An 11483-nucleotide genomic window follows, 5' to 3' on the forward strand; every position below is an offset into this window, starting at 1 on the left:
CGAGAGAGCGCAAAAACCACCACTCTCAAGCCGGCTGCTGCCGTACAGATTCATGGGTTTGTTTGGTGCAAACCCCGGTCCGGGTGGTCCATTCACCCGGACACGCAATCGTGTCCTGTGGGACCGGGGTTCCGTCCCTTTCCCTCGGTAGGTATAGGTGATAAGACTTTCCGTTATGTTGGTTGGCAGAACAATTATCCCGTAAGCGGCATAAGACGTGGGCATGAGTACCCAGTCAGTGCCGCCTGAACGGGACGATAAGACGGGCCGATACACGCCTTCGTGGTCGGATGAAGATTTCCTTGAAGCTCTCCGAGAACTTGATGGGGTAGCAGGGACGACCGACGTGGCTGACCTCGTGGATTGTTCTCGGAAAACCGCGTACCACTGGTTGAATGATCTCGCAGACAAAGGCGAAGTCGAACGTCGTGAAATCGGTGGGTCGCTGACGTGGATTCTGGACAGCGACTGACTCGTGGTGTTGCCGCGGCTCGGCCGGATTGACTGTGGTTGTGCTTTTGCTCGTGGTGCGCCTTCGAATCGGCCTAACCGTGTGTTGATAGCGTTTGCCATGTGGTTTGGGTCATGGCTCGTTGGCTGCTGGCGTAGCGAGCGGTCGCCCTATCCCCGGTCTGGCGCGTCTGACTCGTGCTCTGGGCCCTCTCGCAGAGAGGAATGACGGCTCGCGGCGCTCTATTGTCCTTGGAGTCGCCTCTGCTCTGGATACGTGGGCACGAGCGAGTGATCCGACGAGAGACAGCGATGTCTCTGCGTGCGGAGCACAACGCTTTTGACCGAAGGCCGATGAAGAGCCAGTACGACCAATTCTCTGGTGAGACGGTCGCACGGCACCGAACTGCGGTTCGGGGACGAAGTAGGGCGCGTCCCCGACCTCATCGGCATATTTTATGTTCCCTAGCTTTGCGTTTGCCTCTGAATGAGTCTCTATTGCCTGCCTTATGACTGTTGTCACTCCCCGATATTGATATTGGTGATGTGCCTGCGTCCTCGCACCTGCGATACTCATCTGTTTCTATTTGACTCTCCTTTCCCCAAAACGTTATCGGCCAGTGGTTTATTTTGTCTTTGTGCGGTGATTGCCTCGGCTTCTTCGTGATTGAGGGCTAAATATTTACTATTCGGTCCAAACTTGGTATGTGTGCTCCAACTCAGTGAGCGAGAGAGCCAGTTACCCCATCTCGTAACGGCGGGAGAAATGATGCAAAAATTGACTCCGATACGCCTTGCTACATTATCATATCTCAGTGGTAATGATATTGATACGCAGAATGAAATAGCGGATGCTCTGGGAGTTTCTCCAACCACCATCACAACTCATCTTCAATTACTTTCAGATTTTCCACGTCCTCTCACAGTACGTAAGCGCAGATACGAGATAACGTCTGATGGAGATGCTGTGATTGAGTTGTATAATTCTATGTTACAACGTTTTGGGGAGGGTTTGGATATTGATGATCTGTCGGACGCAGACAAACGAGAAAAGATAGGAGAGCATCTCTCTCCTATCCATGAAACCCGTTCGATAGCTCCGTTTCTTGTTCTTTATTCGCTTGGTCAATACAGTGCGGATAATGAAGTATCTGGCAACTCTACGTCAGATACCGCTATCCAACTCAAAAGGATTCTTGACGATGTGAAAAGATGGGAAGAAGAGCGTGGGAAAACCGCTAGTAGAAAACAGGTTCGACGTATCTTACAACGGTTTGAAGAATTTGATGTAGTCAACCTCGCTGGTGATCGGATTACGTTGTTGGAAAAAGGCAAAGAACACATACGGTTGTTAGAGAGTGTTCTTGAGCTGCTTGAAAGGGGCGACGTTAATGAGGCTGAAACTCTATCTACGGCGTCACAGCAGACGACAGGTGAGCAATTGACTAGAAGCGATACTGGTGGGGTTGAGGAGTCTCCAATGCCTTCACAGAGGGAGCAAAGAAACGAGACTCAAGGTGTTCGTAGAAATGAGTCTCAAAAAGAATTACAAAAAGAGGGTGTCAGTGATTCAGCGTTGCCAGCCATCGTTCCTGCATACCGTGTCGTTGCGGATGATTCACAGTCATCTACACCGATCCTCCCGCTCACATCAACGACAAGAGTTGAAGATATAGCTGATGAAATCGAGCGTATTGGTCAGGAATACGGGAACGCACGGCTGGAATTAGTCTGGACGAATCTCCGTTCGGAGGTATCTGGAGATGAGTCAGCGAGTGATTCGCGTCTAAAATCCCGCTAATCCGGCGTACCCATTTCTATCTCCATCGGTCAGCTGATTGGTACCAATCACCATAATCGTTCGGGGTGGCCTCTTGGCGTCGGAAGCTTCCACGGTCCCGAAACCGTTCTAATTCTCCGGTTGAGGCTGTTAGAGGCTCAAGTTGGTTCATTGTGTCTACGTACCGTTGGTATATCTCATCTTCACCATAACGACGTACAGGGTCGCGCTTCATGCTTGCAGCGACGTACAGGGCTGCTTGAGAGAACCCGCTGTTGTTGAGATCCCGTAAATCACGTGCGTAATCACCCAGTGCAACCGTTTGGTCAAGCTTTCTGCGTATTTCTTCGCTGTTTTGCTGGGTGTCATATTCCTCGGCTATATAATCGGCCTCTGCCCGTATTTTCGGTTCAGGGCGTTCGTTCCGTTCGTCAAGAATTGCACAGGCTTCTTTCGCCTCTCTGATTGTTTGTGCCTCTGATTCATTTTCCATCTCTTCAGCGATTCTGTTGATTTCAAAATCGAATATGTCATTGTATTGTGGGAGGGCAAGGTGTGGTCCGAGGAAAAACCAGTCCATATGTTGCACCCCGGCTATCTTTCGTCCCACTGTACCGATTTCTTCCAGCAGTTTTCGGGTTTGTGCTGTTCGCTGAGTGTCTATTTCGATGAACCGGCTAGCGGGATTTCGGGTAGATTGGTCTCCAATATATCTGTTGAGAATCGATGATTCTCCTTGTCCTATAATATATGGGATGTTGATTTCGAGATGATCATCGGCTCGTCGACGAACTTCCAGCGCCGCACGATATTGCTTCAGCACATTATCAACCCAGCCAGTTGGGTCGCCGAGTCCTCGGTCCATCTTTTCGATTTGACTTTCTACCTTATACCGACTATTCTCGTATGCATTTAAGTCCGCGCCGAGGTGTCCTCGAAACCGGGCTTGGTATCCTCCACGACCGTATCTGACCCATCCGTTGGCCGCTTCTATCGCGGCGTCACGATTTTTCCAGTCGTCCGCAGCTGCAAGTGAGCTGTGGGTATCCTGAATGACCTCCTGTTGCTTAGCGTTCGAGTAATAGTCTGCGTAATCAAGTAGAAGTAATCCGTTTTGACGTCGAAGCTCGTCAAATGCCATGCCTAAATATTGTAATTTCTGGCTTCGTTCCTCCAGAACTCGGCCACGGAATCGCTCGTAATCATGCGTGTCGATGACAATGGCAGGGGTCTGTTGGTCTGTGATATCGAAAATCGTCGGGAGATGAGCAGCAAGCGATGTGAATGACAATCCTGGCAGTGTGAGAAAGCCGAGTGAGTTGGTCATTGTCGTCTGTGTGTCTTCGTCTGACTTGGTTTTTCTGCCGGGGGTTTTGTCGCTATTCTCAGGGCTATTGGTTCTCCCAGCCAAACCGACTGAAACTGCCATCCCGAATGATGCAAGGACCTCTCGCCTCGTGGCTGAGTGCTCTGAACCCTGATTTTTCACGTATCCATTTGACTCTGGCAGTACCTTAGTTTTGGGTGCTAGCCGTGAATTTCCTGTCCTGCGGTCGAACCATATGCTGCTAAGTATATCACTGCCCATTCATGTAGCGATGGATTTGGACTCGCATTCGGGCGGCTTCGTTGGACAATTCTGAGTGCATTCAGAAACTGTCGATTTTCTTCGGCAGCGAGTGTTGCAGCGATAAGGGTACTGCTCCGCGAGATTCCGGCTGTGCAGTGAATCAAGAGTGATCCATCTTGCTGATAGAGTGTTCTCGCGGTGTCGATGGCCTTCTCGAATGCCTTCCAATTGTTGTCAGGCCCATCGTTCAGCGGGCAATGATGCGTTGTAAGAGGATATTCTCGGGAAGTGGGCGATAAAACGTAGTCGAATGTCTGGTCGTGATACGCTGGATCAGCAGCACGCCAATTCCCTAGATACAAATCTCGGTTTTCAATCCGTTGAATAACGGCCTCGTCTTCGACATGATGCAGAGGGCGAACAACGAGGTCTCCGCCATTTTCAGTATAAACGGCTGCTAAGAAGCCCTCATGCTTAGTTAAATCCACATCTGACGGTAGAGGTTTTCCGATGATAAACGGATCGCTGCCCTCTGGGCGAATATGTATGTTGCTTGTCGGTTAAAGCTGTCCGTCAGACTGGCTGACCACCACCGTCACACCGTCGTCGTGGTAGCGCACGACTCGAGACCTGATCTCTGAGCGACTGACGGCGTATTCGTGTGCGACGGCGGCGACCGCATGATCCCCCGGAGATTCGTCAATATCGCGCCTTTCGGAATAGCTCATCGTGGCTATCCATTCGTCCTCTTGCTGGTTGATGTCCATTCTCGGGATAGTTTTTGCCCGTCACTTTACCCGATATTCGTTGTCGCCGCCCTCGTTTTCAACCCCGTGCAATTTCTGATACACGTCTCCGTACACTTCCTCGAACTGTTCGCTGTCCATCCCGATACCGGCCTCCTCCAATGCGTGAATCGCGGTGTCGATCTCCTCTTGGGTCAGTACCACTATCGCCTTGGTTTCGCCGTTTTCGCTCATGCTTCGCTCATGCTTCGCTCATGCTGTTAGTGTGTCGCGTTTCTTGTCGTAGCGCTGTTCAACCACCGATTTGCATACCTCACACCGATAGCCGCCGAGATTCGTGCGCGGAACGAGACCCTGCGATCCGCATTCAGGGCAGCAGTACCGCCACTGTTCGACCGTCACTGTGGGCCTCCGTCCGGCAGCGGCGTGGACTCTCGGGCTGTCTCCACCGCGTCGTCTCGTTCGTCCGCCTCCAGTTTCTTGACGTGCTCGGTGAGACGTTCGACCGTCTGCTCTAGCTCGTCGATCCGCCGGGCCTGCACGCACGCCACGCACGACGTTGGCCTGCTGTCGTTACGGTGTTCCGGGCACAACCGCGAACGAGTGCCGGGACTCATCACCTCTCGACCTCGGCAACGTAGTAATCGCCGTCAGCCGGACGTTCAGCGCCGCATTCGTAGCAGAACGGTTTCGGGGGCACAAGTTCGCTGCACTCTCGACAATGGATTTTCCATGCGTTGTGGTTGTCGGTCTCTGTTCCGCTCTCGTCGGCTGACTGGGCTTCGCTCTCGACGTGCTTGCCGTCGCGCGGCTCAAACGTCAGCTCGCCGTCCGCGTCCGCGAACAGATCGGTACTCATCCTTTCCTCCGTCGGCCGCAATCGCGGCATTCGAGGATTTGAACGCCGTCCCAAGCGCTGGGCCACCCCGCGCTCTCTCGGGCACACTTGATGATACGTGGCGGTAGATCGGAGCCACACCGACACTCGTTCATCGGTTTCCTCCGTCGTTTGCGGGGTTCACGACGCCAAGCCAGCGCCCACGACTCGCCACCGTCTGTGCCTGCACCTCGTAGTCGTTGCTCGCGATGATTTTGCGGAGCGCTGCGGGCGGTTCGGGCTTGCCGGATTGTCCGACGACAACTAACTGCTCGCGGCGAGCGTTGTACGACGTATTGAGCCGGGGGTGCTCGCATTCGACGTAGCGCGTCAACTCGCGGATGGTCGCGGGATTCTCGACAGTGGCGCTCATTGGCTCTCACCATCCTCGACGACGGTTTCGGTGGCGTCGGATGGAAGTTCGGGGTCGGCGAGCGCGAACCCGTCGATGCGGGCGTCGAAGGCGAGCGTGGCTTTGGCGACGACCTCACCGGGGTCGGTCGTCTCGTCACTGTCACCGGGCGGGCCACAGTCTTCGCAACTCACCCAGCGGAGCGACCACCGATTCGTGTCTCGAACACGGGTCGCGTAGGCGTACACGGTGTCGGCCTCGACGTCGTCGGGATCGTGCTCGCGGTGGCCATCGGTGAGCCGTCGGTTGCACGTATCACAGACGGCCAGGCCGCTGGGGCCACCGACGGGCGTGCCGGAAAGCATCGCGGGCGTGAGTTCGTCCGTCTCGTGCTCGTTCATAGACCGTCCTCCTCGCGGGCTTCGCGGCGGGCGTCACGCTCGGCTTCCCGAGCGTCGGCGCGGACGTGCTCGAATTTGACTTTACAGGGGGATCGAACAGAACCGGCGGCTGCCGCTGGTGCCGCGGGGATCGTTGCTGCACGAGGGATTGCGGCACTCGTCGCGGTCGCTCATCGGCTGTCCTCCTGCTCGGAGCCGTTGCCGAGCGGGTGGTTTGTGACGTATCGCCCGTCGGTAGCGTGGTCGCCGCACACAATGGCGGTTTTCGGCCCGGTCGGGGCGTTGACGTGGCGAACGTAGGGCACGCAGCCGTCGCACTCACTGCGGCCGCACGCCGCCTCTGTGGCGACCGATTGGAGTGCCGAGATGATCCCATCGCGCAGGGCCGCGCCGTGCTCGTCGGCATCGCGCTCGAAGCGCGTTTCGTGCGCGTAGCGGGCTAGCACGTCCTCGATGGACTGCCCGTAGCGATAGTCTGCGCCTCGCGGTGCCCACACCGTGCTGCGGGTGGTGCAGTACCGCGCTCCCTCGTATGGGCCTTTGTCCTCGCGGGCTTCGACGTAGCCCTCTGCGGTGACGAGCAGCATCCAGTCACCGGCTGAGTGAACGATCTCGTGGCTCTTGGCGTCGGCTTCGCTGGTCGGTTGTTGGTCGGCGGCCGATTCGTCGGGTTCTTGTCCGCTGATGGCGTTCGCCGTCATGGTTGTCCTCTTGCTGAGACAACCAGCCCGCGCGTCTGTAGCGCGCGGGCACTTTCCTCGTTTGAAAATGCCCCGGAGGGACTGGTCTGTCTCTACTCTATTGTATATGCCCCATTCACTAAAAGTTTTTGGTTCGGGTTAATGGTCTAAGGCTTGAGTCAGGCGGTTTTGGTCTGACAGCCGATGCACGCGCCTGAGTAAGCCGTGCTGTTCTATGGAATGGAAACACTTGTCACAATAATCCATTCCCGAAGCCGCTGAGACCGCCTATCCGCGCGCTGAACGGGGAGAGAGAACCGCTAAAACGGTCTTCGCGGGCCTAGCTAGTGGCCGTGGTTGGTCGCGGTCTGTCGTATTGAGTTGTCGGGGTCGTTGTTCCACGGGTAGAACGACCCTCGGCGGGTGGGGCCGCCGTCCATGTCGCCGTCGTTACTGAGTGGATAGCTCCCGCGAAAGCAGGGATCGTCTTTGATGCCGTCCCGAACGTGCAGCCGAAATTCGTCGCCGTACTGGTCGGCTGTGGGACGTAGCTGCTCGCTCGTGCGGTCATGTCCGACGCGCTCGGCGGTGACGAACCGGGCGAGAACGGTCTTCCCGCTATCGCTGACTTCGATGATTTGGGCGAGTTCGACGTTGGTTTGATTGTAACCCCATGAGGCGGAGATATACGCTCCTTGCCATGCGTCGGTGACGGTTTCGGCGTCGGGGTCGAACGTGGGGTCCGCGTCGTTGCTGTCGTCGTCGCTGGCGGTGTCGTCGCCGTCCTCGTGGCTGTTGTCCGACTCGTTCGGCTCATTGCCTTCGTCCTTGCTCTCGTCGCTCTGGCCCTCACTCTCGCCGCTCTCATCGTCCTCGACGTGGCCGCCGTCGGCGAGCGCTCGCGAGGCTTCGTCGCTGGCGGTGATGACGGCGTCGGGGTCGTCGCCGTCCTCGTCGTCGGCCGTCTCGTTGCTTTCGGTGTCGTCGCTCTCGAACAGGCATTGACTGGCGGCGCGTTCGCCGGTAAGGGTCTGCTGATCGTCGGTCGTGTCTGCGAACAGCGCTTGCTGCTCGCCGCCGTCGCGGCGCGTGACTGTGGCGCGGTCGTCAACACCGAAACTGCTGGCTTCGGGCTGGTCAATTCGGGTGTCGCGCTCGCGGTGATCGACGTTCGCGCCGAAGGCTTCGAGATCGGTTTCGACGCTCTCCTCGGATGGCTCAATTCCGTCAGTGTCGCCGTCCTCGCCGACCGAGAAGGCGTACTGCTGGCTGATAGTCGGACTGTCGGACATTAGGCCAGCACCTCCTCGACGCGCTCTTTCTGATCGGGGTTGATCCCGAGCTGGCTGATGACTTCGATGGCCGACGCACCGGGGTTGTTCGCCTCGAAGTGTTCGACGCGCTCGGCAAGCGTTTCGCTGTCGTCGGCTTCCCCGCCGTCTTCGTCGAGATCGTCGTTGCTGCTGTCGTCGTCTTCACTGGCAGTGACGTGAACACCGTCAATATCGGGGATTTTGCCGGTCACGAACGCGGCGCGGTGGGCGTGTTTGCACCATGACCCTCGCTGGCCATCCGGGCACGTACAGGTCCCGTCCGACAGGTCCACCGTGTAGCTGCTGCCCGAGCCGCTGAAGACGGTATATTTGCCGTCGTCGCTGGCCGCTTCGACGTGGAAGAATCCATCGAGCGCGCGGCTGACGCGCTTTGCAACCGCTTCAATCCCGCGTCGTTCGTCGTCGGTACGTTCTTGACCGCTGGGTTTGTAGGCGTTCATGGTTGTTTCCTTCGCTGAGACAACCGGCCCGCGCGCTCCAACGCGCGGGCGCTTTCCTCGTTGGAAAATACCCCGGAGGGACCGGTCTGTCTCTACTCTATTGTATATGCTCCATCCACTTAATGTCTTTGTTTCGAGCTAATGGTCCGAGGGTTGTGTCGGGCGGTTTGGAGTCTGATAGGCGATGCACGCGGCTGAGAGCGGCGGAGTGCTATGTGAAACGGAAAGATTTGTCATAATAGTCCGTTTCTGTTCCGGCTGAGAACGCCACTCCCGTCCGCTAATCGCTGAACAGACGGCCGTTTTCGACTATACAACCTGAAGTCAGGTAGGTAGGTTGCTCATGCACGGCTTGGTTCGGAATCTACACCAGTAGTCTAAATTTCAATGTTGGATATGCATGACGAATCTAGCTAGCCGACCTCTGATACAACAATTTTCTCGCTGCGCGTCGAACCCGTGACGGCTAGCGCGCGCCCTCCCGCCGGGCGCACACCGCACACAGTCGGCGTGTGGCCGACCGGGGCGCAACCGGGTCGGGAATTTCGGCGTTTGAACCCCCGCAGATAGCGCAGTTCACAGTCCGTCGCTGCCGAGACATCCCGAAAGCGTCGTGCCAGTTACGCTGTCGTGGGTGAGGCTGCCGGTCGCACCGCAGTTCCCGCACTCATAGCCCTCGAAAGCGTCGTCGCCGTTGTAGGACTGGGTAGTGATACGAAGATCGTGGGAACCACACCGCTCACAGATGAGCGTCATTTACCGATCACCTCACCGCCGTCAGCGGCCACGCAGGGCGTCTGTGCGCTCGCGGCGTCGGCGCTGGACAGAACGAGTGGGCGCTGCTCGACGGCGCACTGGTGCTTACAGTGAGCACCGCGATAGATCGCGTCAGGGCACGAACACCCGTCTGCTCGGCCGTTGGCAACGTGAACACTGTAAATGTGCTTGCCGGGATTTTCGTGCGAATCGTTCCGAACGTTGACGTAGCCGCTGCCGTTGCCATTGAGAACGGTCATGCTGAACCGCTCCCACTCCGCGCGTCGTTCGTTGGGCGAGTCGCCGGATTCTTGACCGCTGAATTCGTTCGTCGTCATGGTTGTTTCCTTCGCTGAGACAACCGGCCCGCGCGCTCCAACGCGCGGGCGCTTTCCTCGTTGGAAATCGCCCCGAGGGACCGGTCTGTCTCTGCTCTATTGTATATGTTCCATTCACTAAAAGGCTTTGGTTCGGGCTAATGGTCTATGTTGGCCGTCTGTCGGTTTCGGGTGTGAGAGTGGATAGAAGCGGGTGAGTCGGGTGTGGTGGGCTGTGACAGAGTTCGACCGTTCATAATAGTCCGTCTCTAAAGCCGCTGAGACGGCTTACTGCGCCCACATATCGCTATTTATGCAAAAGGAGCATATGCCAGAGGGTTTTGGTTCGGGCTTCCACCATAAGTGCTATATTCACGGGTGTCGTAGGGCAGATATGGCAGAACAGGACGAAGACGTGACACGATACAACGACGAGGGCCGGAAGATGGACCAAGAAGGCCGCTACAAGCAGAAGATGACGGCTGATGAAGTGTACGAGGTGTTTGATACCGTTCGTGGGCCGGTCGTCACGGCGGGGGATGTCGCGGATGCGTTCGATACTTCGACCGAAACCGCGCGGCGGAGATTGCGCGAGCTATACAATGATGACCGTGTTGAGCAACGCGAGACGCGCAAGCGGGTGCTGTGGTGGCGGTCGGGTGACGGTGATGCAGTGGACCTGCTGATGGGTAACGATCCTGAGACGCTGCTGAAGATGGTGAGCCGGGAGATTGACGACGCTATCACGGTCGGCGAGACTGTCTATGAGAACGGCGACACGCACGCTCTGGACGAGAATTAAGGGAGCGGATTCAGTTGGGTAGTTTGAGAGATTGATGACCGACAAGGACGCTGCACCGGCCTCTCCTTCGGGTTATCGAGAGGGGTATGAGCTGGTGAGAGCGCGGTCGTGGTTGGAGTACCTTCCGGGGGAGGTAGGGCTGTTCGTCGGAACAGCGGGGCTATTTAGCGGGCTGACGGCTCTTGTGCGTAATGGGTCGGCCGTGTTCGGTGTGTTCTGGGATGTGCTCCGGCTGGAGTCGGTGAGTGTGTACCTGCTCTTGATAGTGACTGCTGGCCTGACGGTGGTGGCTCATGAGGTGATACACGGGCTGGCGGGTTACGTCGCTGGCTGCGAGGTGAGCTTTCAGCGGCGGGGAATGAGCATGGGCACGCGGTTACGCGGTGGATTCCTCACGCGGCGGGCGGACGTGTTCGTGACGCTCGCGCCTGCGGTGGTGCTGACCGTGCTGGGCCTGCCGCTGCTGGTCGTGGTGGATTCGCCGCTAGCTGCGGCGGTAGTGCTCACAGGGCTGGTGGCAAATGCGGCGGGGGTCGGCAGCGATCTCGCGGACGTGCTCGCGTTGGGTGAGTATCCATCGGGGACGTTGCTCTACTATAGCCCGTTGCATGGTTTCGAAATCAGCTCGGAAATATCGTACAGCAGTCACTAATTGCAGGAATAGTCACTTTCACTAGACTAGAAGTCGGAGTAGTGCTATGAGTACCAGCACCTCCGACGCNTCGTACAGCAGTCACTAATTGCAGGAATAGTCACTTTCACTAGACTAGAAGTCGGAGTAGTGCTATGAGTACCAGCACCTCCGACGCCTGCGACAACACCGCCTATTCGCATAAGATCACCGTTCGTGAATACCTCCAAACCCACGGCGAGGTCGCCTCCAAGGACGATCTCCGCGCCGGCACCGACGTGCCGGCGTGGTACATCACTAACATCGCCTCCCAAGCCCCCTTCTACACTTCCTTGAACCACAACAAC

Annotated in this window: 17 protein-coding genes; 4 read left to right on the forward strand and 13 right to left on the reverse strand. The window is 57.0% G+C overall.

Translation table 11 applies throughout. The annotated features are described in order from the left end of the window. Positions 1 to 223 precede the first annotated feature (223 nt). Both C451_RS20465 and C451_RS21540 read left to right on the forward strand, forming a co-directional pair. Positions 224 to 472 (forward strand): helix-turn-helix domain-containing protein, encoded by a 249-nt coding sequence (locus C451_RS20465; protein ID WP_152420334.1) that lies wholly within the window; start codon positions 224 to 226, stop codon positions 470 to 472. 687 nt (positions 473 to 1159) lie between these two features. Next, the gene (locus C451_RS21540; RefSeq protein WP_152420335.1) at positions 1160 to 2251 is read left to right on the forward strand and encodes a winged helix-turn-helix domain-containing protein; all 1092 of its coding nucleotides are present in this window, start codon (positions 1160 to 1162) and stop codon (positions 2249 to 2251) included. Positions 2252 to 2267: 16 nt separating this feature from the next. Here the strand turns inward: C451_RS21540 and C451_RS01795 are convergent, their stop codons facing one another. From C451_RS01795 to C451_RS01845, 13 genes are all read right to left on the reverse strand, one after another. Further along, positions 2268 to 3557 carry a hypothetical protein gene (locus tag C451_RS01795; RefSeq protein WP_007737009.1) on the reverse strand — a complete coding sequence of 430 codons (1290 nt, stop codon included), beginning with the start codon at positions 3555 to 3557 and terminating at the stop codon, positions 2268 to 2270. A 200-nt stretch (positions 3558 to 3757) separates the two neighbouring features. Next, on the reverse strand, positions 3758 to 4288 hold the full coding sequence (locus C451_RS20470) for a dual specificity protein phosphatase family protein (protein WP_152420336.1): 531 nt from the start codon (positions 4286 to 4288) through the stop codon (positions 3758 to 3760). Positions 4289 to 4360: 72 nt separating this feature from the next. Continuing rightward, complete coding sequence (locus C451_RS01800) at positions 4361 to 4567, reverse strand: hypothetical protein (RefSeq protein ID WP_007737013.1); 207 nt, start codon at positions 4565 to 4567, stop codon at positions 4361 to 4363. A gap of 21 nt (positions 4568 to 4588) precedes the next feature. Next, entirely contained in the window at positions 4589 to 4780 is a 192-nt protein-coding gene (locus tag C451_RS01805; protein WP_007737021.1) for a hypothetical protein, read from the reverse strand. 164 nt (positions 4781 to 4944) lie between these two features. After that, positions 4945 to 5097, reverse strand: coding sequence for a hypothetical protein (locus tag C451_RS22400; RefSeq protein ID WP_161605813.1), 153 nt, complete (start codon positions 5095 to 5097; stop codon positions 4945 to 4947). A 65-nt stretch (positions 5098 to 5162) separates the two neighbouring features. Next, positions 5163 to 5405 (reverse strand): hypothetical protein, encoded by a 243-nt coding sequence (locus C451_RS01810; RefSeq protein ID WP_007737024.1) that lies wholly within the window; start codon positions 5403 to 5405, stop codon positions 5163 to 5165. A 130-nt stretch (positions 5406 to 5535) separates the two neighbouring features. Further along, positions 5536 to 5796 (reverse strand): hypothetical protein, encoded by a 261-nt coding sequence (locus C451_RS01815; protein WP_007737026.1) that lies wholly within the window; start codon positions 5794 to 5796, stop codon positions 5536 to 5538. Continuing rightward, entirely contained in the window at positions 5793 to 6176 is a 384-nt protein-coding gene (locus C451_RS01820; protein ID WP_007737029.1) for a hypothetical protein, read from the reverse strand. The genes C451_RS01815 and C451_RS01820 overlap by 4 nt, the downstream gene beginning before the upstream one ends. Positions 6177 to 6346: 170 nt before the next feature. Next, complete coding sequence (locus C451_RS01825; protein WP_007737030.1) at positions 6347 to 6877, reverse strand: hypothetical protein; 531 nt, start codon at positions 6875 to 6877, stop codon at positions 6347 to 6349. Between the two features lie 323 nt (positions 6878 to 7200). Next, positions 7201 to 8148, reverse strand: coding sequence for a hypothetical protein (locus tag C451_RS01830; RefSeq protein ID WP_007737031.1), 948 nt, complete (start codon positions 8146 to 8148; stop codon positions 7201 to 7203). Beyond that, the gene (locus C451_RS01835; RefSeq protein WP_007737032.1) at positions 8148 to 8630 is read right to left on the reverse strand and encodes an SWIM zinc finger family protein; all 483 of its coding nucleotides are present in this window, start codon (positions 8628 to 8630) and stop codon (positions 8148 to 8150) included. The genes C451_RS01830 and C451_RS01835 overlap by 1 nt, the downstream gene beginning before the upstream one ends. A 576-nt stretch (positions 8631 to 9206) precedes the next feature. Then, entirely contained in the window at positions 9207 to 9386 is a 180-nt protein-coding gene (locus C451_RS01840; protein ID WP_049912696.1) for a hypothetical protein, read from the reverse strand. Beyond that, on the reverse strand, positions 9383 to 9724 hold the full coding sequence (locus tag C451_RS01845; protein ID WP_007737034.1) for a hypothetical protein: 342 nt from the start codon (positions 9722 to 9724) through the stop codon (positions 9383 to 9385). The genes C451_RS01840 and C451_RS01845 overlap by 4 nt, the downstream gene beginning before the upstream one ends. Positions 9725 to 10097: 373 nt before the next feature. Between C451_RS01845 and C451_RS01850 the strand changes: the two genes are divergently transcribed. Further along, positions 10098 to 10505, forward strand: coding sequence for a hypothetical protein (locus C451_RS01850; RefSeq protein ID WP_007737036.1), 408 nt, complete (start codon positions 10098 to 10100; stop codon positions 10503 to 10505). 34 nt (positions 10506 to 10539) lie between these two features. Next, positions 10540 to 11157 carry a metalloprotease family protein gene (locus C451_RS01855; protein ID WP_007737037.1) on the forward strand — a complete coding sequence of 206 codons (618 nt, stop codon included), beginning with the start codon at positions 10540 to 10542 and terminating at the stop codon, positions 11155 to 11157. The last annotated feature ends 326 nt before the right edge of the window (positions 11158 to 11483 follow it).

The organism is Halococcus thailandensis JCM 13552 (assembly GCF_000336715.1).
In the GTDB taxonomy this organism is placed as follows: Archaea; Halobacteriota; Halobacteria; order Halobacteriales; family Halococcaceae; genus Halococcus; species Halococcus thailandensis.

Coding starts and splice junctions, on each gene's coding strand:
- C451_RS20465 (WP_152420334.1), top strand. CDS start 224: ATGAGTACCCAGTCAGTGCCGCCTGAACGGGACGATAAGACGGGCCGA.
- C451_RS01795 (WP_007737009.1), bottom strand. CDS start 3,557: ATGACCAACTCACTCGGCTTTCTCACACTGCCAGGATTGTCATTCACA.
- C451_RS01800 (WP_007737013.1), bottom strand. CDS start 4,567: ATGGACATCAACCAGCAAGAGGACGAATGGATAGCCACGATGAGCTAT.
- C451_RS01805 (WP_007737021.1), bottom strand. CDS start 4,780: ATGAGCGAAAACGGCGAAACCAAGGCGATAGTGGTACTGACCCAAGAG.
- C451_RS01810 (WP_007737024.1), bottom strand. CDS start 5,405: ATGAGTACCGATCTGTTCGCGGACGCGGACGGCGAGCTGACGTTTGAG.
- C451_RS01815 (WP_007737026.1), bottom strand. CDS start 5,796: ATGAGCGCCACTGTCGAGAATCCCGCGACCATCCGCGAGTTGACGCGC.
- C451_RS01820 (WP_007737029.1), bottom strand. CDS start 6,176: ATGAACGAGCACGAGACGGACGAACTCACGCCCGCGATGCTTTCCGGC.
- C451_RS01825 (WP_007737030.1), bottom strand. CDS start 6,877: ATGACGGCGAACGCCATCAGCGGACAAGAACCCGACGAATCGGCCGCC.
- C451_RS01830 (WP_007737031.1), bottom strand. CDS start 8,148: ATGTCCGACAGTCCGACTATCAGCCAGCAGTACGCCTTCTCGGTCGGC.
- C451_RS01835 (WP_007737032.1), bottom strand. CDS start 8,630: ATGAACGCCTACAAACCCAGCGGTCAAGAACGTACCGACGACGAACGA.
- C451_RS01840 (WP_049912696.1), bottom strand. CDS start 9,386: ATGACGCTCATCTGTGAGCGGTGTGGTTCCCACGATCTTCGTATCACT.
- C451_RS01845 (WP_007737034.1), bottom strand. CDS start 9,724: ATGACGACGAACGAATTCAGCGGTCAAGAATCCGGCGACTCGCCCAAC.
- C451_RS01850 (WP_007737036.1), top strand. CDS start 10,098: ATGGCAGAACAGGACGAAGACGTGACACGATACAACGACGAGGGCCGG.
- C451_RS01855 (WP_007737037.1), top strand. CDS start 10,540: ATGACCGACAAGGACGCTGCACCGGCCTCTCCTTCGGGTTATCGAGAG.